The organism is Okeania sp. SIO2C2 (genome assembly GCF_010692625.1).
Taxonomy (GTDB): Bacteria; Cyanobacteriota; Cyanobacteriia; order Cyanobacteriales; family Microcoleaceae; genus Okeania; species Okeania hirsuta.
Map to the genome: position 1 here is coordinate 49,407 of NZ_JAAHGM010000008.1, position 25,772 is coordinate 75,178.

Here is a 25,772-nt window from a genome sequence, read left to right on the forward strand (position 1 = left end):
AATAAAATATTTGTTTGTAGTTTTGCTCTAACTCCTTATACCAATTTCATAAAATATTGCTACAGTCACGGCACAGGGAACAGGGAATAGGGAATAGGTATGGAGGGAAAGAAAAACAGAAATATTAAAGAGGAAAAAAGGTTGAATTGTTAGAATTTATGGGATTTATATTTTTGGCGTTGCTGAATCAAGGGATGAATATTTTTTAAACAGGTAAATTTCATCCTTAATACTTCTTTTTTGTCCAAGCATACAATTCATCCCACAAATATGCAACGCCTCTCCTTCTATTCCTCTTTCTTCTTCTTTCTTCCCTCCTGACTCCTGAGGACTGACTCCTGACTCCTAAGTAATTAAGGTTAATATCATACACGCTATTCAGCAACGCCATATTTTTTTATTGTAGGAATAAATCACAAACTAAGATGTAACTACCTTTGCGTGAATTTGGTATTAAATACTTAAATCGTAGGAAAAGATTTGGGTTAAAGTTTAATTTGATATAGCAATTCCTATACTGGTAAGGTACAAAATTCGTTTTTCCTCCTGACTCCTGAGTTCTGACTCCTCCGTCGTTATTTATAACTGTTCAACCGGACATGATATTACTTTTAGCTTTTCCTTGAACGCGCTCGTCATCATTCACACAGAAATTATCAATTATTTCCCCTACTGCCTACTACCTACTCCCTCTTTTCTGCTGAATATCGCTAATTTATAAATACTGGCTCTTGACATTATCTCAATTAAAGGATATGTTCGAGTTAATTTGGTTATACTAGGCTGAATTTTTGCCATAATTTATTCTTTATCAAAATAACTGGGTCTAAAAACCCCGCCTTGATTGGCAAAATGTTTTTGGAGACTTGCTCAAATCTCAGTTACAAAAACAACTTCTGACTTCGTTAAAATGAGGAATAGTATTCAAGAAAATGAATCCAACAATAGAACTTTTTTGCTTTCAAGGTAGTCTTTTTGCTTGGCGAGTACACCTGGCCTTAGTAATTCATAATGTTGATTATGTCTCTCATTATTTAGACCCATCAACAGGAGAACATAAACAACCCGATTATCTAGCTTTAAATCCTCGTGGTAAAGTGCCATTACTAAAACATGGGGAATTATTTGTGCGTGAATCTATAGCAATTTTAGTGTATTTAGATTCTCTCTATCCTGAGTGGCAACTTTTTGGCAATACTAGCCAAGAGAAAGCAATAATTTGGCAACAGGTATGTGAAGTTGAAAATGTAATTGCGCCTTCTTTACTTCAGCTTATCCCTCCAATTTTCTTCGGAGGTTTAGCAGAAAAAGAGAAGGAAGTTGTTGAAAATTTCCAGAAATTAAAAGCAGAATTTACTATACTCAATGACGAGGTTTTAGCAGATAAAAATTGGTTAGCAGGCGATCGATTATCTGCTGCGGATATTGCCATTTATCCTATTTTTAAATTTGTCGAAAAATTAGCAGCTCAGGAAGATGTAAGTAAATTAAACATAGACATCTTACCTATAGAGAAAAAATATCCAAAATTAGGAGATTTGCTACAAAAGATTGATGAAATGCCTAATGTTGATAGTCTCTATCCTCCTGACTGGCGTTGAAGCAGAAACAACAATGAATAATGAATAATTAATAATGAATAATTAGGGCTTGCTGATTAAATCTAAAATCATTGACAGATAAAGCTTTTAGCATTTTTCCTTATATTCAATCCTCTCGGTTTTAACCAGAGGTAATTAGGGCTTGCTGATTAAAGATAAAATAATTACCAGATAAAGGTTTTAGCCTTTTTAGGTATTGAAAAAGTACATAGTTTTTGGCTCAATTAGTCTCAAAAAGCTAATATTTTTACCTGAAAATGCCAAAAATTTGGCCGTAGCAGATAGTCTAAACTGTTGCCAGATGAGCTGTTCCCTGTTGCCTATCATCACCATAAGACTTTTTCAGCAAGCCCTAATTATCAATTATTCATTATTCATTATCAATTGATGGACTCTTAAATACATCCTGTGTAAGCATTCAGCTATTAGCTGTCAGCTAGCCTACTGCGGAGGAACTGCGTTAACAGCAACAATATTCTCTTCTTAAGGACAGTGTTTAAATTAATATAGACTTTAAGGACAAGGGAGCTAACTTTTTGTAGTAAGACAATTAATAAAGCTTTTATCGTAAACGAAAAGCAATAGCTGATGGCTGATAGCTGACGGCTGAATGCTTACTATCCTGTAAATATAAAAACCCATATTGAAGCATAAGAACAGCAAGCTTAAATTGTCTACAAAAGGTAATAAAGCTGATCCCTGAATTCTTACTTCTTCCCTCTCAAAAACCATTACCAATTAAAATAAATGGTGCCCAATAATAAGGATGATTATACTCACTATTAATCATATTAACTTGTGCTTCTCTTAGCGATTCTACCTTACTTACTCCTTTATTCAAAGCTACATAAAAATAATTCATAAATTCATGAGTAGCTTGGTCATCAACTAACCATAAAGTTGCTAATGTTGCTGCTGCACCAGCTTCTTGCACTCGATAACCAAAACCGAGTATTTCTTGACCATTTCCTATATCTTTTCCCAGAGCAGTTTGACAAGCACTCAATACCACTAATTCTACATCCTTTAAATTCCAATATTTCACATCTCCTAATGTAGCGCGATCGCCATCTCCAAATAAGATAAAAGATTCTTCTGGATGACCATTGACAAAGGCAGAATGAGTGGCAAAATGTACAATATTATGGCTATCCATATTTAATTCCATAGCTTCTTTAGTAAATTCATTTCCTAATAATTTATTAGTTTCAGGAAATATCTGCTCTATATTCTCTACTTCTACTCCCGCAAAAGGTAATCCTTCAAATTCAAATCTTCGTCTACCTACCTGAAATTGATAACTACCTTCAGTTAAAGCACCTGCCAAAATGACTGGTTGAAAATTTTCCCTAGGCTCTAAATCCATTAAACTTGCAGCAGTAATATTATTAATTTCAAACCTTTCTGCTAGCCATTTTCTACCATCATATAAAGCTGCTAAAGGAATATAACGTAGTTGCCCATCTGGTGCATAAATAATAGTTTTAATTTTACCAAGTCTTAGTTCTTTTTCTAGAGGTTTAATTAACCAATTGTAGAGTTTAAATCCTGCCAGCATAATTCTTTTTTCAGATTGATTATTATTTTCGTTAGGTAATGATTGAGAATTATTTCTATTGATTAATCTTACTCTTAATTCAAAGATAGCTTGATTAAATTCTTCTCGTTTTACCGACACAGTACGATGCACCGGGGGATAATTTGAACTTACTAATATTAATTCTAGTCGGTCTTCTAAAACTAATGGATATAATACTACTGTATTTTTCTTTTGATGTTTTTTTAGTTCAAGTTGTAAAGAAAATACTATATCTGAACTTAGTTTTTGATTTTCAGCATTTTCTTTTAATTCTGATACAATAGATTTCACTTCTTCACTATCAAAAAATTCAATAATTTCTAGTAATTTTTCCTCTAGTTGATTTTGGTTTTTCGTATCACTTGCTGCTTCTATGAGCTGACTATATTTTTTCCAAAAGAGTTCTTCTGATTCTAGGAATGGCAATTCACTATATTTATGGTTGTCAATCTGTAAACTTCCCATCTGCTCAAATATTTCTTGGACTTTGAGTAAGTCTATAATTTGATGTGCTTCGAGTGCGCGTTTTTTTTGTAGTAATAATTCAGCTAAAGTACGATATGTTTCAGCAACACTTTCTACATCAGCCTCTTGCTCTTCTGCTGGTAAAACTTTTAAATTTTTCCTGATACTTTCTGTAATATTAACTGATTGTTTATAGAAAATTATTGCTAATTCAGTCTGATTTTTTGTTTCTAATAATTTACCTAGATTAGCAAGATGAATTCCTTCTTTTCCTTTGTTATCAAGTTGTCTATCTATAATTAAACTATGATTTAAAAATTTTAGGGATTCCGAATACTTATTTAGATCTTGATAAACTTTACCAATATTATGAAAAGTAACTGCTTTACCTTCTTGATCGCCTTCTTCTTCTTGAATAGCTAATGCTTGTTTATGATTCTCTAATGCTTGAGAGTATTTCTCTTGCTCTCGATAAATTACACCTATATGATTAAGGGTTTGAGCTGTACCAAGATTGTCTTGATTTTCTTGATAATTTTTTAAAGCTTGTCGAAGGTATTCTAAGGCTTGAGAATATTTTTTTAAGTGGCGATAAATTGATCCAATATTACTGAATATATTGTTTTTTTCTGGAGGATTTTTCTTTAAAACTTGTTTATAATAATCGATAGCTTGCTCATACAAACCTAACTGGGAATACACCACACCAATCTTATTTAAAATAGCAATAATATTTTCACTATCCTGATTTTTTTTAGCATTTTTTAAAGCTTTTTGATAATATTCTAAGGCTTTGAAATACTTACCTTGAGCATCATAAGCAATAGCAATTTTCTTCAAAGTATGAATAATCTCAAAGCGATCGTCTTCTGGAGTTAATTTTTCTAATTTTTCTTGTAATTGTTCCAAATTTTCATCAAGTTGATCGTTGTAAAATTCTGATTGAACTTGCTTTTCTTGTTGCTGTATTTCAATTTTTTGATTGTTCTGTAAAATAGGACTAACAGAATTTGTCTTAACTTGTGCTTGTGCTTTTGAATTTAGATTAAAATTTTTATCGACTGGTATAGATGGAATAATAATTAATAAACATGCAGTAGATATAATTAATCTGAAATATTTCCAATTTATCATTTTTTCAACTATATTTTTTATGTGTATTATGTATAACTATAAGGTAAGCATTCAGCATTCAACTATAGCAGGGAACAGGGAGCAGTTAGAAAAACATTTCCTAGTCTAAGATTTATCATCCGCATAAGTCCTAACCAATTCTTTCTTAACTATAGCAATATGATTTGAGTTGTGAGATATTGGAAGCTTTTAGGGCACAGGTAACAGGGAACAAAGAAGAAGAAAAAACGTATTATATGAATATAATAATTGCCATATTCTATACTTTTAAGGAACACCTCAATTCTCACAACTGATTCCTGATTGCTATATATCTTCAAAACTATTGCCTATAATTTTATCATCAGCTTTGATACCTCCCATATACTCAAATACTTCTTGTACTTTCAATAAATCAAGAATTTGATGTGATTCTATGGCTCGTTTTTGCTCAAGCAATAAATTAGCTAAATCCCGATATATTTCAGTAACAGTACCGTCTAAATAATCCCTTTGTTCCTCTACTGGTAAAACCTGTAAATCTTTGCGGATTTTTTCTGTAATATTAACTGATTGTTTATAAAATATTACTGCCAATTCTGGTCGATCATTTTTTGCTAATAATTTTCCTATATCAGCAAGGGTAATTCTTTCTCTATTTTGGTTTTCAAGTTGTCGATCGAGAATTAAAGTATGAGTCAAAAATTCTAGAGATTCAGAATACTGACCGGACTCTCGATACACTATACCAATATTATGAACAGAGGCAGATTTACCTTCTCGATCGCCTAACTCTTCCCAAATAACTAATGCTTGTTGATGGGATTCTAATGCTTGGGAATATTTTTCCTGTTCTCGATAAATTACACCTATATTATCTATAGTTATTGCTATATTCAAACGGTCTTGATTTTCTTCATAAACTTCTAAAGCTTGTTGATAAAACTTTAAAGCCTTAGAAAACTCTTCTAAGTGGCGATAAATTGCTCCAATATATGTTAAAAACTTGGCTTTGTTTGGAGGATTATTCTGTATGACTTTTTGATAAAAATCTATAGCTTGTTTATAGCGACCTAACCTTGAATTAACTAAGCCAAGATTACTTAAAATTGCAGTAAGATTGACATTATCCTTTTCCTTTTTAGCCATTTCTAAAGCTTCTTCATAAAACTCTATAGCTTTTGGATATTTACCTTGGCGATCGTAGATAACACCTATTTTATTTAAAGTGCGACTAATAGCAGTAGTATCGCGCAGTTGCCTACGCATTTTCAGTGCTTTATTGAATGATGCTAATGCTTGGGGATATTGACTTAGGTGAGAATAAACTGTACCAATATTATGTAGGATGGCAGCAATTTGCTCTGTATCGCCTAACTGTTGACGAATTTCCAAAGCTTGCTGATAATTCTCTAAAGCTTTCTGATACTGCTGCAGTTGTCGATCGATGCTGGCCATACTGTAGAGGGTGCTGCTGATATTAAGGGGATAGAACTCCGTTCCGCTATCGCGAACGCCCTGTTGAGTATGAATATCTAGGAGTTGCTGCAAAGTTTCTAAGGCCGTTTTTAATTCCCCATTTTCAAGTTTTTGTTTAGCTTTCCTATCAAGTTCCTGTGCTTGAGTTTGTAGGTTTTCTTGGGTAAGGCGATCGCTATATTTTTTAGTCTCTTCTGCAACTGCTTTTGAATATATCTGTACTTTCTCTATTTTCTCTGTTACTAGAGATGGAGGCAAAATCAAGAAAAATACAGTACCGATAATTAATCTAAAATATTTCCAATTTATCATTTTCTACCAAATTCATAAAATTTTGCTATGTTGAACTTTTTGAGTAGGTGCTAGGTTTAGTGAGGTAAACTTTTATCTTTCTTCCCTTTTGCCTAAAACCTAAAATTTTGTACCTCACGCTTTTTGGAAATTGCTATACTTATACCATTTTGAAAAAAGAATGTGTTCAAATAATAAGCGTGATTAAAAGACTTTAAAGGAGATGTCCCTTTAACAAAGCGGTCGATCTTCGGAGCTTCCCGTAGGGTGGGATGGCGAGGGAACCTCGCCATATCCAATCGACCAAGAGAGCGGTGCGACCCCGCGACGATGCCAGTCGCACCTGGTAGCGCACCAAGACAAAAAGAGAATTTCCTAACTCAAAAATGGTATTGAAGCCATTCCCGTGTGACTCGGTCCGACATAGTTACACAACTGGGTCCCCTCCTGGGAGGAGCGGGGGTGGGTTGACTCCTAAGAAATATCCTAGCTATTTGTAGCAAAAATTTATCAATTTGGTATTACACCGCTTTTGTTGATTGATGAACCACATCGTCATAACCAAAAACCTGTAGGGGGCGTTTTGCTCCGCAACATATAAAGCGGAGAGCTTCTAGGTTAGCTTTCTGGCCATTAGCTACGCACAACTACGTTAACTAGCTATCAGCGCTTCAGCATTTTCCGTACCGGAATGCTCCGCAAACAGCTTTTGGCTTTTTGACCTTGGGTTTATACCCTGGCAACCCCAAGCGCCTCCTAGTTTAGGAAGAGTTGCTCACCCCCTCCTCAAGATAAAAAAAGTCCTAATGCTGAGTGCTGAGTGCTGAGTGCTGAGTGCTATTTAACGTCCCTACTGTGTTCTACCGAAATGAAAACTGCTGTATAGTAGGGGCATTGCTGAACTAGGGGATAAATCTTTGCAGAAAAGGTAACCCATCTTTTAGTTCCTCTTTTTCTCAAACTATTAGCAAGTCTTGCTTGAAAATGTGGGTTAAACAACCTACCCTTATGAGTTATTCTCCCCCTTGGTAAGGCGAGGGTTGAGTTTTTACCCATAACTTTAGTCTAGACGAGCTACTATAATTCCAATGGGCAAATATGTAATTTCCTCCACACTCCCCACACCCCTTCCAATGCACAAATATGCAACGCTATGGTATGTTCCTGTTCCTCATAAACCTAACTTCACTTCTTTAGTAGTATGTTGCTTTTCGCCTTTCATATCATGTCCGGATAAGAGCGCATTCTCCTTTTCCTCCTCTTCCTTCCTAACTCCTAACTCCTGACTCCTGAGGAAAAGTATTGAGACCGAAAATCAAAAAAGCCTGATAAATTTTAAGATTTACCAGACTTTCTTTTAGATTATTTATTTTTATGGCGGGAGGCGGATTTGAACCACCGACCTTCGGGTTATGCTTACCACCACAGCTTTCACTGCCTTAATTCTCAACTCTGAGAATTAGTTTGTGGTCTGGACTGTCCCTTTACCCTCAGCTTCTATCAAACTAGAACTGCTAGGGTACTTGCCAACCAGTCTCTACACCTTCTCCTTTTACTTGGAGCTTGGCTCGGGATTACCCCGCTAACGGTTTCCCCGAATTTGACAAGTAATCACATACAAATTTCTTCGTATGCCGCCCCTTACAAGGTATAACTTCAAGCTTAGTGACTAGCGGCGTCTATCTGTGCTTGTTTTGTTTGTCTTACCTTATAACTTGAGCCCGACGAGCTACCAGACTGCTCTATCCCGCGTCGTCTTTTATTAATATAACCATAACCTCATAAAAATTGCAACCCCTTACTCAAAATATTTTCAAAATTTTTTTCAGGGCTGTCCAATCACCGAATAATTAAGGTTTAAAGCCTCTCCTTATAAAGGAGAAACAAGAAAAAATTTTCATTATTAGTCAATCCTATCCGTTTTCAAGGAGAGGTAATTATTAATTATTAATTGTTGAACTATACCATACACATTTCTCCAATTACTTCCAAACGCTTGACATTACTGAGAGAAATATAATTTTCCCCTAGAGTCTCAGCAATAGTTGGACTTATCCAACCCATCTGAGTTAACAAGTGAATAGCCACTGCATATTTCGCTCGTTTAGCACCATCATTAACTTTAATGGCCAAACCCATCCCTTCACCTACCCGACCAATACATTGCACTCCTTCGGCCCCAGACTTACTAACAATTTCTCCTGCCGTCAAGCGCATCAACTCTGTATCAAAACTTCCTTCTCCCCCTACCATTTCTGGATGATAGGTCATCGCTCTGACAATTCGTTCTAGATCCAAACTATCACCTGAAGCCAGTTTGGCGTATAAGGTTGCCATTTGACTCAGTTGCAGGAGATAAGTTGGAGCACCACAGTCATCACGAGCGCCAATAAATTCTGCTGCGGGCATTGCCAGTAACTCAGCTACTTTGCTAATAATCAACTGTTGAACTGGATGCTTCATTTGCAGGTAAGACTCCATCGGCCAATTTCTTTGCTGACAAACAGCCAGCATACCTGCATGCTTACCAGAACAGTTATATTGCAAAGGACTATTTTTATTGGCAGGAGTTGGACATTGGAGTTTTGATGGGTCAATATCACAACGCCATAAAACGTTAAATACCTGTCTTGCTTGCTCTATTGTACCTTGATGGGAACTACAGATAATGGCCAAGTCTAAGTCAGTTAAGTCATAACGTTCTAGGGTGCCTGTAGTAGTAACTGCTAAAGCTTGAAATGGTTTGAGAGCTGAACGGACAAATGTGGCAGTATCTGCACCTCCGGCCACGGACAAAACCCGACCTCTATGGTCGCACACAGTGGCCTGAACTTGGTGAATTGATTCAAGGATACCTTCTCGGAGTAGTCTGACTTCTAGTTGCGAAGTTTGTGTTCTTTTTCCCCTTGTCATTTTTATTTATTGTTTTGGGCAAGTTGAGTATTCATCAAGTACATTAATTTAACTGTATTTTTGACAATTTAATCTTAATAAGTCTCAACTGATTCTCTTATACTAAACTAAGTTATGCTCATCAATATTTCTTCCTTAAAAGTACGAGTATTTTTAGTCATGTCAGCTAAGATAATCGTCTGAAGAGAGTCTTTGTTAAATTAATATTAAATCACGTAGGGTGCGTTAGTTTCACGTAACGCACTATCCCACAGCACCCGGTGCGTGAGGTGTAAAACCGAGCATTATTCCATCAGTGGTAAGGGTGCTGTCACATACCCTATTTAATCTTTTGTTTACAAACAGTTTCTAAATATAAACTATTTAAGTACAATTCCGTATGAGATTATTGTATAGAATAGTGTAATTTAGCAGATATTTTAGACAAATAGTTAAGCATATAATCTGAGAATGAGTCAGGTAAAAATAACTGTAATTACTTGACTACCTAAATCAAAATTACTATGATTTTTTGTAACTATTTTGGGTTAATTTTAGATCGAAACCCAGATTATTCCACCGAGACAAATTATTAACACCAAACTATAAAAAGTTTTGCGTAATCTTTTGATAAGCGGTTGAACTTGATAGTTAACTATTAACCTATCCTTTGTAATTTCCTCTGATGTTTTCAGCCATGTTTGTCCATCATACCAACCAGACTCTTCATAAAAAACAGTAGTACTAGCAAGACGTGATCGTATATAATTCCAACCTAAATAAAGTCGCAATAATACCAAAATTAGAATAAAGCTTGCACCTGCTGACCCACTCAGTAAAAACTCGATCGGATATTTCTCTGGAAAAAAACTTGCTGCTGCTACTGGGCCTGATACTAACCAACTCCAGAGCCAAACCCAGACTAACTTCTTTATATACTGAGGTCTTTCTAATGTTACCCAACAAAATAACCAGGAATTTTTGAGTTCTTCATATTCGTTGACTGGTTGTTGTTCTGGCGGAACTGGAGAGCTAGATATTATCTGTCTAGTCATATCAATTTTTCCTCACATATATTTTATACCAATCAAATAAGTAGTTCATATTGACAGCCTGCTCCTAATTGAGCAATGATAAAATATCTACTCTTTCTGCATGACTCCAAAATGCTTCTAAATTGTAGAATTCTCGTTCTTCGGGCTTCAATATGTGAACTATGACATCACCATAATCCATTAATATCCAAGAACTTTCCCTTTGGCCTTCTACTCCTAGAGGATAAAGTTCTCTATCTTGTTCCACCTTTTGGGCGATCGCCTGAGATATAGCTCTGACTTGAACATTAGAGTAACCTGTGATAATTATGAAGTAGTCTGCTAAATAAGATACTTCTGATACTTTAATCACAACAATGTTATCTCCTTTACGGTCTAATGCTGCGTTAACTATCATCGAGGTCAATTCTAAGGTTCCATCGGATTCTGAATTTGTCTGACTTAATTCGGTTGACAAGGACTGAATATGGGGGTAATTTGACATTAAATTATCTGTTTCCTTATATTTATTGTATTGGATATTTCTGTTGACTAATTTTTAGCCTTTGTATTAGTCATAATCTGATTGATTTTATTGCTGCTTCATTTTTTGTTCATCCTCGGGTTTTTTGGCCTTTTTCAGGAACCAATTTCTTGTTAATATAATTTTTGGGTGAATCAAACAATTAGTCCCTAGCAAGTGCTTTATAGTATAATCACAGGTTAACCAAACTGCTTGGAAGAGATTTTCCTTACTAAGTTGTCTCAAATGCTGTAACTCTGCATTGTCACCTTTACCTGGTTCTAAAGTATCTGCGAGGAAAATTATGCAACTTAGCTGATTCATAGCTGGCTCTACTCATGTATGATTAGTTATTGATGCTAAAATCTCCCTATCCTTGATACCAAACTTTTTTTGGCCACAATCGTACTTACATTAGCATGAAGCAAATGAGAAGAGACTTCTGATACTAAATCTATTTCTAAACCCTCCGACTTAGAAATTTGTAATAAATAATAGGGGAGAAAAATATTTAGCAAAATCGTGCATCAATGCTGCTAGTTGATCTTTAATCCTAGTTTATAGGATAATAGTTTGCTAGCTCCTGTGCCGTTTTTTCTACTCTCAGAATATGTTTAACCCTAGAGACTGAAACATGAACGGAAAGTCATGTTAATACCAGAGCTTTTTCATTCTCAACTGTGCCATTTTATGTATTGACGAAACCACGTTATTTACAGGTTTAGGAAATTTATTTATCTTCGCTGTCTGAAAATCAATAAATTCATTGTCAAAATCTAGAATGAAATTACCCTGATGTTAATACTTTGTCTTTAAGTTGAACCAAATCTAATTTTTCCGATTTTGGAATTGACAATTACTCATATTTCATAACAATTATTTTGACTTCACACTGATGATTTTGATAAGAGTTTGTGATTTTCTTAAAGTATAAATTTATCGGATTTTTACCTAAGGTACAACAACAGGGAAAAACAATTATAACGTTTCGACAGATTTTAGTATTTGTTTGTAAGCATTTCCTACTGAATGCTGCGTAAACAGCTATTAGCAGTCAGTTAGTCTCCTGGGTCAGAACTACGTTAACAGTAATTAGTAATGAATAATTAGTTCTAAGGTTTAGTCAGGGGACTTTGACAGTAAATTTTATTATTTCTCAATTTCAAAGGTTGCTTTTACGGGGACTCAAAATCAATAGCTCATAGCTGACGGCTGAATGCTTATATTTGTTTTTGGTTAAATTATCAAAATTAACTGAATTATCAACCCCCAGTTCTCCAAATTGAAAAGTTATAGTTTTTTGAATAAATATTTATTTACTAATTCGCTATTTAAAATAGTTTAGTTATACAGAGATTTTACTAGATCCTAAGATATATCAAGACTTAACTATAACCTCTTTCAAACTAAACAATAAAAATTTTTAGATTTAAAGTATAGCTTTCTATACTAAACTAAATTATCTTTTTAAAGATATACTAGCAATTATTAGTACCTGATTTTGCTAGAATAATCTCAATTGACAGTTAAGAATTTCTTAACAGATTCGTATTAACCGCAAGTCTGAAACACAGAAATATGCAGTCTTCAGAGCCTTCACCCCCAATATCACAATCTGAGAAGATAGATATTCACTCAGCCTCCTTGCAAACCAAGTTTGTAGTTGAATTCTGGGGTGTACGAGGTAGTATACCTACCCCTGGTAGTAGTACAGTTCGCTATGGTGGTAATACCTCCTGTGTAGAAATGCGCGTAGGGGAAAAACGTTTAATTTTTGATGGAGGTACAGGTTTAAGAGTATTGGGTCTAAACCTAATGAAGCAAATGCCAGTGGAAGCTCATATATTCTTTAGTCATACTCACTGGGACCATATTCAAGGATTCCCATTTTTTATCCCTGCATTTATGCCTGTCAATAAGTTTCACATACATGGAGCAATCGCACCTGATGGGACTACAATTAAGGAATGTTTAGCCGATCAAATGGTCAATCCTAACTTTCCTATTCCTTTACAGGTAATGGGTTCTGAGATGAAGTTTGATGACTTTAGCACTGGAGATGTAATTAAGGTTGATGATATTGAGATTGAAACAGCTCCTCTAAATCATCCAAATTTTGCTATTGGATATCGAGTTTGTTGGCAGGATAAAACTGTAGTTTATTGTCCAGATACAGAACATTATGAAGATCGTTTTGATGAAAATGTACTTCATCTAGCTCGTAAAGCTGATTTACTGATTTATGATGCTACCTACACAAATGAAGAATACTATAATCCTGAATCTCCTAAAATTGGTTGGGGACATTCTACTTGGCAAGTAGGTGTGGAAATAGCAAAAAAAGCAGGAGTCAAACAAGTAGTTATGTTTCAACACGACCCTTCTCATCATGATAATTTATTGGATGAAGTTCAAGTTGCTCTCCAGTCAGTATTTCCCAATGGGTTAGTAGCAAAAGAAGGTATGACAATTCCGATTCTTTAGAAAACGTTTAGCACCTCAGCAGTTCAGCGGTCAGCTTTGTGCGGAAAGCGGAGCATTCCGGAACGGAAAGGGAATGAACAACCCAAGCTTCTAGATACCATTATCTATGCACTACCTTTTTAGCCTGATAGCTAGTTAAACTAACAAAAAATAATTAAGTATTAACACTAGAGATTATATTCATGCCAATATCTAATCTCAGAAATAGAGGTAGACGACGACCATCTGTTTTTTTTCTTTTACTACTAATATTTTTATTGAGTACAAGTTGTGGTTTGGTGATGGCAAAAGTTTCTACTGCAACAAATATTTCACAAATTGAGCCTCAACTAATGAGTAATGTTGATGTGGTTCCCAAACGTCACCAATTAGGACTGTCATTATATTTAGAGAATTGTACTACTTGTCATATTCCAGTACCACCTCAAGTCCTTCCCACAGAAAGTTGGAAAGTAATTCTAGAAGATTATCAACACTACGGTGTACAAATCCCTACTCTTGTAGATCCACCTCGTCAACTTATTTGGAATTACCTACAAGTATCTTCTCGTGTAAAATCACAGCAAGAGGAGAGAATACCTTACAGAATTTCTAGTTCTCGTTATTTTAAAGCACTTCATCCCAGAGTAGAACTTCCTCAAAATGTGAATATTAAGGGTTGTGTTTCTTGTCATCCTAGCGCTGCAAAATTTGACTTTCGGACCCTAAATTCAGAATGGCCTGAATAAAGTCAAAAGTCAAAAGTCAAAAGTCAAAAGTTAGAAGTTTGAATTCAGAAGTCATATTTTAGGTACTTCAAACGTCTACGATACAGCAATTTTAGCTTATTATTTTACTTTATCAGTTACCTACTATTTATGACATTTTTTAAGTGAATTGGTATTAAATACCCAACTTCTAGCTTGTCGTTTAATTGTAGGAGGGAGCGATATTAAAGGAGTCAGGAGTCAGGATAAGAGGGAATCACAAAGATGAGCGTAGTTATGACGATTGAATAATTTTTTGATGTCCAATTCAACGGATTTGATATTAGGGACTTCCAAATAAAAAATTATCCCATTAGCTGTGAAAGTAAGGGAGTAGGAACCCACCCCTAACCCCTCCCAGGAGGGGAAAAAGGGAGTAGATAGTAGCTAGTTAACGATCTAAGTACAAAAATTGGGATAATTTATTTTCTGCTATTCCCTTAGATATCTATAAAATCCTCAAAGTAAGTCATGGATGACTTTTGACTTTTGACTTTTGACTTTTGAATTCAATAATGGAATTAGGAATTGTTGAAAAATAATATCAAAGCCACTGGCGCGAAATAAAATATAAAATAATTCATACCCATTTTTTAACAACCAAAAATATATTTTGACAAAAATTATAAAAAATGGTAAGCAAAATAACCATTTTGGTAATTCATCATTGGAATTTAACTTAGATAACAACTATGTTCAAAAAACTTCTCGGAGACCCCAACGCACGGAAACTCAAGAAATTTCAACCTTGGGTGACAGAGATTAATATTCTCGAAGAAGATATTCAACAACTTTCAGATGAACAACTAAGGGCAAAAACAGGAGAATTTAGACAAGCTCTAGAAAAAGCAACATCTAAGGACGAAGAAAAAGAAATATTAGAAGAAATTCTACCTGAAGCTTTTGCTGTAGTCCGAGAAGCAGGAAAGCGAGTGCTAGGTATGCGACACTTTGATGTCCAACTTTTGGGGGGCATCATTTTGCATCAAGGCCAAATCGCAGAAATGAAAACAGGAGAGGGTAAAACTCTTGTATCGACCCTGCCAGCATACTTAAATGGCCTAGCAGGCAAAGGCGTCCATGTAATTACGGTTAACGACTACTTAGCCAGACGAGATGCGGAATGGATGGGACAAGTGCATAGGTTCCTGGGTTTAACTGTGGGGTTAATTCAACAGGGAATGAATCCAGAAGAACGGAAAAAAAATTATGCCTGCGATATTACTTATGCTACTAACAGTGAAGTTGGATTTGACTACTTGCGCGATAATATGGCGACTAGCATGGATGAGGTAGTACAACGTCCATTTAATTTTTGTACCATTGACGAAGTTGACTCTGTATTAGTAGATGAAGCACGGACTCCTCTGATTATTTCTGGGCAGGTAGAAAGACCTAGTGAAAAGTATATTAAAGCAGCAGAAATTGCAGCAGCTTTGGATAAAGAAAAAGAACATTATGAAGTAGATGAAAAAGCTCGTAATGTGTTGTTGAGCGATGAGGGTTTTGCTCAAGCAGAACAGTTATTGGGAGTACAAGATTTATATAACCCAGAAGATCCTTGGGCACATTTTGTGTTTAATGCTTTGAAGGCAAAAGAATTATTTATCAAAGATGTTAACTATATTGTTCGTGATGAGGAAGTAGTTATTGTTGATGAATTTACAGGAAGAGTAATGCCAGGACGACGTTGGAGTGATGGTTTGCATCAGGCGATCGAAGCTAAAGAAAGGGTGGATATTCAGCCAGAAACTCAAACATTGGCAACTATTACTTATCAAAATTTCTTCTTACTTTATCCGAAATTATCGGGGATGACGGGAACGGCAAAAACAGAGGAAACGGAATTTGAGAAGATTTATAATCTGCAAGTGACAATTGTTCCGACTAATAGACCAACTGGTAGAGCAGATTTATCAGATGTGGTTTATAAAACAGAAAAAGGGAAATGGCAAGCGATCGCTAATGAATGTGCGGAAATGCACACCGCAGGTCGCCCAGTTTTGGTCGGTACAACCAGTGTGGAAAAATCAGAGTTACTGTCTAGGTTACTTGCTCAACTGAAAATTCCTCACCAGTTGCTGAATGCTAAACCAGAAAATGTGGAGCGAGAGTCAGAAATTGTGGCACAAGCAGGGGGTAAGGGTACGGTTACTATTGCTACTAATATGGCAGGTCGAGGTACTGATATTATTTTGGGTGGAAATGCTGAGTATATGGCGAGACTGAAAGTACGGGAGTATCTGATGCCGAGGGTTGTTAAACCGGAAGAAGACGATGGTATGGGTATGATGCGGGTACCAGGAGCTAAAAAGCAAAATTCAGCTAAAGGTTTTGGCGAACAGAAGAAGGTGAAAACTTGGAAAGTGTCGCCAGAAATTTTTCCAGTAAAGTTGTCGCCACAAACTGAAAAGATGTTGAAGGAGACGGTAAGTTTTGCGGTGCAAGAGTGGGGAGAGAGAGCGCTACCTGAGTTGGTGGTGGAAGATAAAGTGGCGATCGCTGCGGAAAAAGCTCCTACTCAAGACCCGGTAATTCAAAAGTTACGGGAGGTGTACAATTTAATTCGCAAAGAATATGAAGGCTATACGGAGAAGGAACATGATAATGTAATAAACCTGGGTGGGTTGCACGTTATCGGTACTGAGCGCCATGAATCAAGGCGTATTGATAATCAGTTGCGAGGTAGAGCGGGGCGACAAGGAGACCCTGGTTCGACTAGATTTTTCTTGAGTTTAGACGATAATTTATTACGGATTTTTGGTGGCGATCGTGTTGCTGGAATGATGCAAGCGTTTGGGGTTGAGGAAGATATGCCAATTGAGTCTGGGTTATTGACTCGTTCGTTGGAAGGTGCTCAGAAGAAGGTGGAAACATATTATTATGATATGCGGAAGCAGGTGTTTGAGTATGATGAGGTGATGAATAATCAACGTCGGGCAATTTATGCGGAACGCCGACGGGTATTGGAAGGTAGGGATTTGAAGGAACAGGTGATTAAATATGCGGAGCAAACTATGGATGATATTGTGGAGGCGTATATTAATCCTGAGTTGCCTTCGGAAGAGTGGGAGTTGGATAAGTTGGTAAGTAAGGTGAAGGAGTTTGTGTATCTGTTGGCAGATTTAACTCCGGAGCAGTTGTTTGATTTGTCGATGGATGATATTAAGACTTTTATGCACGAGCAGGTGAGGAATGCTTATGATATTAAGGAAGCGCAGGTAAATCAGATTCGTGGTGGTTTGATGCGGGATGCAGAAAGGTTCTTTATTTTGCAGCAGATTGATACTTTGTGGCGGGAGCATTTGCAGCAGATGGATGCGTTGCGGGAGTCTGTTGGTTTGCGGGGTTATGGTCAGAAAGATCCGTTGATTGAGTATAAGAGTGAGGGTTATGAGTTGTTTTTGGATATGATGACGGATATTCGTCGGAATGTGGTTTATTCGATGTTCCAGTTTCAACCGCAACCTGCGGTGCAGACTACGGCAGCGGAGACGGTGTAGTTTTCATTAGTGGATAAAGAACGCAAATTAAATAAGACCGGAAATTTTCGTTAATGTCGGTCATATAGTAGATTTATGCTACATATAAAGACAGTAGTAGTATGTAAAGATGCCAGCACTCATTGCTATAATTTGAATAGCATCTAAACATTAACTTTAGCTAATAAAAACAGGACTTACGCAAAGGCACTATTAATAGGGTGTCGGTGGGTAATCTAGCGCTAACACACCCTACTGGACTGTTTCATCTAAAAATGTGCATTAGAAAATGGGGTGGTGGGGGAATGTAATAACGGGGTGATGGGGTGATTATCAAAAAGGCTAATGCACTATTTTAGGTGAAACAGTCCACTACTGTCGTGTCAAGCTGAAAATGGTGTATTAAATTTTTGAGTATAATTCTTGCTCTGACTAAGGTTTGGAGAATTTTCCTAAAACACTATTTCAAGCTTGACGCGCTACTACTGTCGTGTCAAGCTGAAAATGGTGCATTAAATTTTTGAGTATAATTCTTGCTCTGACTAAGGTTTGGAGAATTTTCCTAAAACACTATTTCAAGCTTGACGCGCTACTACTGTCGTGTCAAGCTGAAAATGGTGCATTAAATTTTTGAGTATAATTCTTGCTCTGACTAAGGTTTGGAGAATTTTCCTAAAACACTATTTCAAGCTTGACGCGCTACTACTGGACCGACACAGCTAAAATGGTGCATTAGAATCCCCAGCCAAAAGTGACTATTGGACTGATAAGCGATCGCTAAAAATAGACAATCAAAAACAAGCGATCGCTAAAAAATAGACAGTCAAAAATAGGTTTTCTGGAGGCTCCACAGCTAAAATAGTGGATTAAATCTAGTCAGCAATGGAGGATCGTATTATGGGAAGAGGTCGGCCAGATCAAGTTGATCTGACCATAGAACAGAAAGATAATCTAGAAAAAATCCCTCGAAATGGCTGTGGTAGGTAGTAGGTATTGGGTGTTATACCAATTTTATGTGAGATGGCACAGAATTATGAAATTTATTAACTTATCTATTTCGATCTAAACTCAATTCTGATTAATATATTATTCTATGCAATTTCTTATGAACTTGGTATTAATTTTATAACTATAGCAATTAGGAATCAGTTGTGAGAATTGAGATTTTCCTTAAAAGTATAGAATATAGCAATTATTATATTCATATGATAAGTTTTTTCTTCTTATGTGTTCCCTGTTTCCTGTTCCCTATAAAGGTTCCAATATCTCACAACTAAAATCATATTGCTATATAAAATATAAAAAATCAGAGATTATTAGGTATGAAGGAAAAAAGCAATAAATAGGGTTAAAATTTAAAATTTCTATTGATTAAAAGTTACTAATGGATAAATCAAAGCAATAAAAATCTTTTTCTGAGTTTAGCGAAGTCAAAATTTATCAAGTTTTCAATAACTTTCCAGGTTTCTATTATCTGTCTTGTCTTTTTTTTTAGATAAAATCTGGTTGAATCATAATGATCTGGTTGCCTTTATTATAATTATTGGTAGGCAAACTGCCGTTTTATCCTACAATCATGGCAAGCTCCTAGAATATTTACTCTTGTTCCTTCACAGTTTAATATAGTGTTTATAAAATTAGTGATATAGAGTTGTTTTTTTTTCTTTTCTATTCTTTGTTTCCCGAATTACTATTCTCTATTCCCTCAAACAAATGAATTTTGTACCTCAAAACATAGGAATTGCTATAATACTGATACTACCGGATTTAATATTACTCAATCAACAGATTTTTATAACTGTACTTTGATGATCGTTGATGCTAAATTTTTCAACTTCCTAAAGCTCAGTCAGGAATAATTTTTCTGGGGAGTTTTACCAATTTGAAAAAATAATGTTACAAATAATTTGAGTATTTTAAGGACTTTACTCATGATTTTGAGAAAAATCAAGCCTAATTATCAGAATTTTTGTAATACTTATCTCTTCTAACCAAAAAAATCAGGTATCAAACCTCCCTTTTTAAAGGAATAAAAAGTGGTCGATCTTCGGAGCGACTCTGCATTCTTCGGGGTTTTTAGCTATATCGAATTAACCAAGAGAAAAGAAAATTATGCATCTTCTCGTCTCGCTATTGTAGAAGCTACTGTTAATTTAATTGACTCGTAGTTTATTAAAATGAAAACCAGACTCTTGAAAATTCAAGAACCTGGTTGAGTCTTTAAATAATTTTTACTTAAAGTTTAAGCAGAAACAGAAAAAGCAACAAATACTAAACTACCTACTAATACAGCTCCTAGAGTTCCTAAAACTAAATAGTTCATTTGTTGTTTTTGATCTGGAGCGTCCGCTTGATACATTTTTGGCTCTGCAGCAAAATTATTTAGACGTCCACCTTCTTCTGTTGTATATGGCATGATTAGATCCTTTATTTTTTTTTTATGTTTACCTAGCTTAACATAAATTTGGTGAATATAGGAAATTATTACTAGCTTTGAGCCGAATTAATCCTTCCAGTCAATGGTGAAGAGGCGATCGCATAATCTTTTTTGGGTATCCTTCCTGCTAAATAGGCCAAACGTCCCGCTTCTGTCGCCATTCCCATTGCTTTGGCCATCACTGATGGATTTTTAGCTAGAGCGATCGCTGAATTAATTAGTAAGGCATCTGCTCCCATTTCCATTGCTTGAGTTGCTTCACTGGGAGTACCAATTCCTGCATCAATTACCACGGGAACCTTAATATTGTCAATTATTATTTGAATATTAGCTGCATTTTGGATTCCCTGGCCAGAACCTATAGGAGAACCCAGGGGCATAACTGTGACACAACCAGCTTCTTCAAGTCTTTTGGCTAATAGTGGGTCAGCATTAATGTAAGGTAAAACAGCAAAACCCTCTTTAATTAATTGTTCTGCTGCTTGTAGTGTACCGATAGGGTCTGGGAGTAAATACTTAGGATCGGGAATAACTTCGAGCTTGACAAAATTATTATCTTCTTGACCCAATAATTTAGCCATTTCTCGTCCCAGTCTGGCAACTCTCACAGCATCTTCAGCAGTTTGACAACCTGCGGTATTTGGCAACATCCAGATTTTTGTCCAGTCTATAGCTTCTGCCAAACCTTCATGGCCAGGAGCTTGAGTTTGCACCCGTCGTACTGCCACAGTTACGATTTCACATCCACTAGCTTCTATACTTTGCTGCATTTTTTCTATGCTGAGATACTTGCCTGTACCTGTCATTAGACGGGAACTAAATTTTTTATCAGCAATAATAAGAGGTTGTTCTGGAGTTTGTGAAGTTGGTTTTTCTGCTATTTGCATTGCTTAATTTTGATGTTTACCGAACAGCTTTCGTTGAAAGTCCTTGTGCTTCAGCCGAGGGATGAAAACGAGTAAATCGTTCAGACTAGAGGGATAAATCCTTCTTGTTCTATGATACAGTCTTTTTCATCTCTAAGAGTTATTATATGTACGGTTGTCAACAAATCCTAGTTAATCAATACAAAGAATTAATCAACATATTAAAGTTTCTCTGTGAACAAGCTCACAAATTAACTAATATGGGGATTTGTTATGGTAGAAAATTGTATTTTAAAGCTCAAAAAGCTCTCGGTAAATTTGACCTATAAAAAGAATATAAAACCAATAATCACTATAGAATTTTACATTCTCAAGCTGCACAACAAATATTAACAACTGTAGCAGAATCTTTTAAATCTTATTATGGATTAGTTAAAGCTTATCAAACTGGAAAAATAGCAAACAAGCCGAGAATAGCTAACTATAGGAAAAAAAGTGGATTAGCAACAGTCACTTATCCTAAGCAGGCACTTAAGCTGAGGAAAAATTTAATTAGAGTCTCATTAGGAAATATTGTTCAACAATTAATAATTAATAATTAATAATTAACAATTACCTCTCCTTGAAAAGAATAGAATTGACTAATCATGAAAATTTTTTCTTGTTTCTACTTTAAAGGATAGGCTTTAAACCTTAATTATTCGGTAAGAGGTGGTTTGGACTAGATAGCTTTAATATTCTTATGCCAAGTAATCTGAATTTTGCCGACATCAAACAGTTAAGAATACTATAGCGCTGTGCGCAGGGAACAGGCAACACTTAACTGGGAACAGGGGGAATAAATTGCCGATCATATAAGACTTCTAGCTCTTTTGCCCCTACTACAATTTGTAAATATACCAGCGCTCATTGCTATACCTCGCAATCAATGCTTTTATTTGGAATTTATTTATGAAAAACAAGTACCAAAAGTCAATTTTAATTCCCAGAATGTATTAGGTGTTGACCCTGGGTTAAATAATTAGACTTGTCGCTTTATAACTATAAAAAACTGCTAAACCCTTATCATGTAAGGATTTTAGCAATTTCCAGTGCAAAACGTCTGGAATTACTACTGTGTCTTAATTTGAGCGATTTTTTCTATCTATTTAGCGACAACTCTATTGGTTAACTTGCGTTTCCAACGTTGGTACAAGTTTTATTGTTGATGGCCAGCAGATTAAATCAATGAATCGTTGGTATAACAAGCAAATATCAACTATCAAAGCAAATAAACCTCTTGGGTTTTGGAACAATAAGCATGACACTAGGCTTAGACCTGAGTGGAGTGTCTAGGGCGATTTTGACTTCGCCCCACAGGATGAGACTGTGGTCAGTTAATAAGATAAAAATGCGGAAGGACTCGGCTAATGCCAGTGCTGAAACAACCTTATTAGAATCTCCTGAGCTTCAGCCAGGATAGTAGTCAAAACTATTGTAAATTTTTTATTTAAATCCTAGTTTTTATGTTTATCGGAAGCTACAGAAGATGAAGATATTTCTGGTATTGCTTCTGGGGAAAATTCCTGAATACTCGATCGCAAAGCGGAACGGATGTTCTATCGTCTCTGAGCAAGAAAATTTAGTTGAATAAAAAGTCATGCGTATGTGCGAACGACCCATTATAGTCTTTATGATATCACAAAAATTGTGAGAATGCAGCCCAAAATCATTTGACGCGCTGTTTTTGGAGCTTTCTAAAATGATAAAGTTAGTGGTTTTCTACTGAGGAGGTATAGATGGAAGAATTAGATGATAGGAAAAACCTGCATTGGAGCTTCACAGAATGCAAAAGTAGGTAAAGTGTTTAAATTGATATAAATTTTAAGGGCAAGAGAGGCAACTTTTGTAGTAAGACAATTAATAAAGCTTTTATCCTAAACTAAAAGCAATAGCTGATAGCTGATAGCTGACGGCTGAATGCTTACCTTAATACTAAGGAAAATACCGAGTAAATTCTATGATTAACCATAAGCACCATGAGGTAGAAATCCCAAAACTCGCTTCAATCTTTCATCTGCTTCTTGATAACAATGACTAGGCATTTGATAATTCATAAATGGTGCATATTTATGCCCAACCAATCTTTTCCCATAAGTAATTTGTGTAATGTACCGGGCAACAGAAGATGAATTTCTAGAACCTCTATGCCAAATTTGATTGTTAAAACAAACTGCGGTACCCATTCCTCCAAGACAACTATGAATTTTATCTTCATATCCTAAAATATTGCCATCACAAAACTTACCAAATAGATGTGAACCTGGAATAACTTGAGTTGGTCCATTATCTGGATAAAATACATCAGTCAAGTAATAATTAACAGTAAATGCTAGAACATTCAAGCGAATATTGTTTAGGGGTTTACCATCAAGAGAAAGAACGTGTGGTGTATCATCTTGATGCCAGGCATTTTTTGCTAATCCATCAGTTTGAGGAGGAACTTTAAAAGAATTATTGTGGATAACATGAACAACATTAGCATTAGGAATTCCATCATTGATTGAGTAACCTGTTCCATTTGCTCCACCGATTAAATGTTCTGCAAATGTAACAATTGGTTCCATGACAAACAAGTCTAGATTCTCTTGGGAATGCTCAAACATTCGCTCCATTATTTTGATTGATGTGTAAGCTTTTGCTACTGGATTAGACCTGTCAGATTTTTCTTCTTCAGTTTTCTTTAAAATTTCATCTAAGTCATTTCTAAGAAGTTCACATTTTTTAGGTGTTAATACATTGGGAATGACTAAAAAACCATTAGTATGAAAATCTTCAATCCATGTATTTAATTGTTCTGTTGATGGAGTTTGATCGGCTAAATATTCAGGCATTTTTTTTGATTATTTTTTATAAGTGTTAATGGCTTTGTTGCACGAAAGTATATAGCTGTCGCACTTGCTTGTGCATATGTACTTCATAATGCGCGGAAACTGCTGTAACTATTGGACAATAGATCGATAGAAAATCAATGTTTGACAGAAAAAGGCTGAAACTTTTACCTGTAAATACTTTTAGCTTTGATCGGCAGAGCAATAACTATTGGACAATAGATGAATAGAACACTAATGTTTGACAGAAAAAGGCTGAAACTTTTCCCTGTAAATACTTTTAGCTTTGATCGGCAGAGCAATAACTATTGGACAATAGATGAATAGAATATTAATGTTTGACAGAAAAAGGCTGAAACTTTTACCTGTAAATACTTTTAGCTTTGATCGGCAGAGCAATAACTATTGGACAATAGATGAATAGAATATTAATGTTTGACAGAAAAAGGCTGAAACTTTTACCTGTAAATACTTTTAGCTTTGATCGGCAGAGCAATAACTATTGGACAATAGATGAATAGAATATTAATGTTTGACAGAAAAAGTCTGAAACTTTTACCTGTAAATACTTTTAGCTTTGATCGGCAGAGCAATAACTATTGGACAATAGATGAATAGAAAATCAATAATCGCGAAAGATAGGGATATAGCTGCGGAATGCATGTTAAGAACGCTACTTTCATGCAACAAAGCCAGTGTTAATTGTTAATTACTTGAGGATAAAAAATAAGGAAAAAGTAGGGAGTAAGCCGGGTTCTGTTCTCTTACCTGAAATCAGCTAAGAGGGCAGTTATCTATCTGGGACGCCTGTTACCAGACACCTCTAGCGGTACACTTAAAAACGGAGCTGGAAAAAGACCAACCATTGCTCCTCCGACCTTGCTCCCAGCCGGGGTTTACCTAGCCAGTACCTCACGATACTGCTGGTGCGCTCTTACCGCACCTTTGCACCCTTACCTCAGAGACTTGAATAATATCTGATCTCTATGGCGGTATTTTTCTGTGGCACTATCCTCACGATCGCTCGCACTGGGCGTTATCCAGCAAGCTTGGTCTTTTGGGAGCCCGGACTTTCCTCAGACCCAAGATATTGAGTCCGCAACTGCCTCACCTACTTGATCCCTATATTTACATATTAGCAAATAAATAACCTATTGTTAATTTTTTACCCAGGATAATTTTGATGATGAGTATAGAAACAATTAATAGAGAGTGGGGAGTAGGGAGTAGGGGGAAATAATTGATTAATAAGAGTGCGATAATTGATTTTATTTTTTATTATTGGAGATGTCTATTATACAAGTTTAAAAAAAGAATGCTAGAAAAAGGTAGATGTCGATCAGATCTGCTTAAAAATAGCCGATATAGTTCATTTTAGATAGTTATATCTATCATTTTTCCCTTTTTTTCAAATATACCACTTTTTCCTCTCGTGGTGTGCATTCCCTTGCGTTTGTCGCCGACGCGGAGTCGCACCGCTTCTTCCTTCCTTCTTACTTCTACCTTATGTAACAAACATTTATCCAATTGTTATTAATCATCTATCTGAAATTTAATATCATCCAGTATTAATGTATAAATGTATTTTGTTTTTATAAATAACTACTATTTTGCGACTATAAGGTATCTATTAAAATAATTTATTAGGGATGCTAAAAAGTTGCTTATTGGTGAGTTAAGACTTTTATTTTCTCCTGACTCCTGAATTCAGAATTATGATTTTTAATGCTACATTTTGAAGTAGCTAATGTAGACTTTAATGTCGTGAGCATTCAGCTATTGAACATATTCAAGCAACGACTAAGGTTCGCTAATGACCAATTTCATTAATAACTTTTCATTCTTCTTCTAGACTAATTATTCCTGTCAAAATAATGAGTTAATAACTTATAGCTCATAGCTGATAGCTG

At 35.6% G+C, this 25,772-nt stretch carries 15 protein-coding genes and 1 other RNA gene; 4 read left to right on the forward strand and 12 right to left on the reverse strand.

Annotation, left to right across the window (positions count from 1 at the left end; all coding sequences use genetic code 11):
• Positions 1-226: 226 nt before the first annotated feature.
• Complete coding sequence (locus F6K18_RS08105; protein WP_287519995.1) at positions 227-391, reverse strand: hypothetical protein; 165 nt, start codon at positions 389-391, stop codon at positions 227-229.
• A gap of 541 nt (positions 392-932) precedes the next feature.
• Between F6K18_RS08105 and F6K18_RS08110 the strand changes: the two genes are divergently transcribed.
• Positions 933-1,601, forward strand: a complete 669-nt coding sequence (locus F6K18_RS08110) for a glutathione S-transferase (RefSeq protein WP_287519996.1) — start codon at positions 933-935, stop codon at positions 1,599-1,601.
• A 721-nt stretch (positions 1,602-2,322) separates the two neighbouring features.
• Here the strand turns inward: F6K18_RS08110 and F6K18_RS08115 are convergent.
• The 6 genes from F6K18_RS08115 to rsfS form a co-directional block, all read right to left on the reverse strand.
• Positions 2,323-4,779 (reverse strand): CHAT domain-containing protein, encoded by a 2,457-nt coding sequence (locus F6K18_RS08115; protein ID WP_287519997.1) that lies wholly within the window; start codon positions 4,777-4,779, stop codon positions 2,323-2,325.
• Between the two features lie 306 nt (positions 4,780-5,085).
• Positions 5,086-6,549, reverse strand: a complete 1,464-nt coding sequence (locus F6K18_RS08120; RefSeq protein ID WP_287519998.1) for a tetratricopeptide repeat protein — start codon at positions 6,547-6,549, stop codon at positions 5,086-5,088.
• Positions 6,550-7,049: 500 nt separating this feature from the next.
• Complete coding sequence (locus tag F6K18_RS08125; RefSeq protein WP_287519999.1) at positions 7,050-7,175, reverse strand: hypothetical protein; 126 nt, start codon at positions 7,173-7,175, stop codon at positions 7,050-7,052.
• Positions 7,176-8,487: 1,312 nt separating this feature from the next.
• The gene (locus F6K18_RS08130; RefSeq protein ID WP_287520000.1) at positions 8,488-9,441 is read right to left on the reverse strand and encodes an asparaginase; all 954 of its coding nucleotides are present in this window, start codon (positions 9,439-9,441) and stop codon (positions 8,488-8,490) included.
• 533 nt (positions 9,442-9,974) lie between these two features.
• Positions 9,975-10,475 carry a CGLD27 family protein gene (locus F6K18_RS08135; protein ID WP_287520001.1) on the reverse strand — a complete coding sequence of 167 codons (501 nt, stop codon included), beginning with the start codon at positions 10,473-10,475 and terminating at the stop codon, positions 9,975-9,977.
• A 64-nt stretch (positions 10,476-10,539) separates the two neighbouring features.
• Complete coding sequence (rsfS, locus tag F6K18_RS08140) at positions 10,540-10,959, reverse strand: ribosome silencing factor (RefSeq protein WP_287520002.1); 420 nt, start codon at positions 10,957-10,959, stop codon at positions 10,540-10,542.
• 1,596 nt (positions 10,960-12,555) lie between these two features.
• On the opposite strand from rsfS, the gene F6K18_RS08150 reads away from it, so the two are divergent.
• The 3 genes from F6K18_RS08150 to secA all read left to right on the forward strand — a co-directional run bounded on the left by F6K18_RS08150 (position 12,556) and on the right by secA (position 17,710).
• A complete protein-coding gene (locus tag F6K18_RS08150; RefSeq protein WP_287520003.1) occupies positions 12,556-13,461 on the forward strand; it encodes an MBL fold metallo-hydrolase in 906 nt (301 codons plus the stop codon).
• Positions 13,462-13,643: 182 nt separating this feature from the next.
• Positions 13,644-14,189 (forward strand): diheme cytochrome C, encoded by a 546-nt coding sequence (locus F6K18_RS08155; RefSeq protein ID WP_287520004.1) that lies wholly within the window; start codon positions 13,644-13,646, stop codon positions 14,187-14,189.
• A 710-nt stretch (positions 14,190-14,899) separates the two neighbouring features.
• Positions 14,900-17,710 carry a preprotein translocase subunit SecA gene (secA, locus tag F6K18_RS08160; protein WP_287520005.1) on the forward strand — a complete coding sequence of 937 codons (2,811 nt, stop codon included), beginning with the start codon at positions 14,900-14,902 and terminating at the stop codon, positions 17,708-17,710.
• Between the two features lie 2,221 nt (positions 17,711-19,931).
• Here the strand turns inward: secA and psb34 are convergent.
• From psb34 to F6K18_RS08190, 5 genes are all read right to left on the reverse strand, one after another.
• On the reverse strand, positions 19,932-20,105 hold the full coding sequence (gene psb34, locus F6K18_RS08165) for a photosystem II assembly protein Psb34 (protein WP_124145780.1): 174 nt from the start codon (positions 20,103-20,105) through the stop codon (positions 19,932-19,934).
• 71 nt (positions 20,106-20,176) lie between these two features.
• Positions 20,177-21,013 (reverse strand): thiazole synthase, encoded by an 837-nt coding sequence (locus F6K18_RS08170; protein ID WP_287520006.1) that lies wholly within the window; start codon positions 21,011-21,013, stop codon positions 20,177-20,179.
• 1,982 nt (positions 21,014-22,995) lie between these two features.
• Positions 22,996-23,865, reverse strand: a complete 870-nt coding sequence (locus F6K18_RS08180) for a phytanoyl-CoA dioxygenase family protein (RefSeq protein WP_287520007.1) — start codon at positions 23,863-23,865, stop codon at positions 22,996-22,998.
• Positions 23,866-24,592: 727 nt separating this feature from the next.
• Positions 24,593-24,980: RNase P RNA component class A (gene rnpB / locus F6K18_RS08185), an RNA gene on the reverse strand.
• A gap of 256 nt (positions 24,981-25,236) precedes the next feature.
• Positions 25,237-25,389 carry a hypothetical protein gene (locus F6K18_RS08190; protein ID WP_287520008.1) on the reverse strand — a complete coding sequence of 51 codons (153 nt, stop codon included), beginning with the start codon at positions 25,387-25,389 and terminating at the stop codon, positions 25,237-25,239.
• Positions 25,390-25,772 lie beyond the last annotated feature (383 nt).

Coding starts and splice junctions, on each gene's coding strand:
- F6K18_RS08105 (WP_287519995.1), bottom strand. CDS start 391: ATGGCGTTGCTGAATAGCGTGTATGATATTAACCTTAATTACTTAGGA.
- F6K18_RS08110 (WP_287519996.1), top strand. CDS start 933: ATGAATCCAACAATAGAACTTTTTTGCTTTCAAGGTAGTCTTTTTGCT.
- F6K18_RS08115 (WP_287519997.1), bottom strand. CDS start 4,779: ATGATAAATTGGAAATATTTCAGATTAATTATATCTACTGCATGTTTA.
- F6K18_RS08120 (WP_287519998.1), bottom strand. CDS start 6,549: ATGATAAATTGGAAATATTTTAGATTAATTATCGGTACTGTATTTTTC.
- F6K18_RS08130 (WP_287520000.1), bottom strand. CDS start 9,441: ATGACAAGGGGAAAAAGAACACAAACTTCGCAACTAGAAGTCAGACTA.
- F6K18_RS08135 (WP_287520001.1), bottom strand. CDS start 10,475: ATGACTAGACAGATAATATCTAGCTCTCCAGTTCCGCCAGAACAACAA.
- rsfS (WP_287520002.1), bottom strand. CDS start 10,959: ATGTCAAATTACCCCCATATTCAGTCCTTGTCAACCGAATTAAGTCAG.
- F6K18_RS08150 (WP_287520003.1), top strand. CDS start 12,556: ATGCAGTCTTCAGAGCCTTCACCCCCAATATCACAATCTGAGAAGATA.
- F6K18_RS08155 (WP_287520004.1), top strand. CDS start 13,644: ATGCCAATATCTAATCTCAGAAATAGAGGTAGACGACGACCATCTGTT.
- secA (WP_287520005.1), top strand. CDS start 14,900: ATGTTCAAAAAACTTCTCGGAGACCCCAACGCACGGAAACTCAAGAAA.
- psb34 (WP_124145780.1), bottom strand. CDS start 20,105: ATGCCATATACAACAGAAGAAGGTGGACGTCTAAATAATTTTGCTGCA.
- F6K18_RS08170 (WP_287520006.1), bottom strand. CDS start 21,013: ATGCAAATAGCAGAAAAACCAACTTCACAAACTCCAGAACAACCTCTT.
- F6K18_RS08180 (WP_287520007.1), bottom strand. CDS start 23,865: ATGCCTGAATATTTAGCCGATCAAACTCCATCAACAGAACAATTAAAT.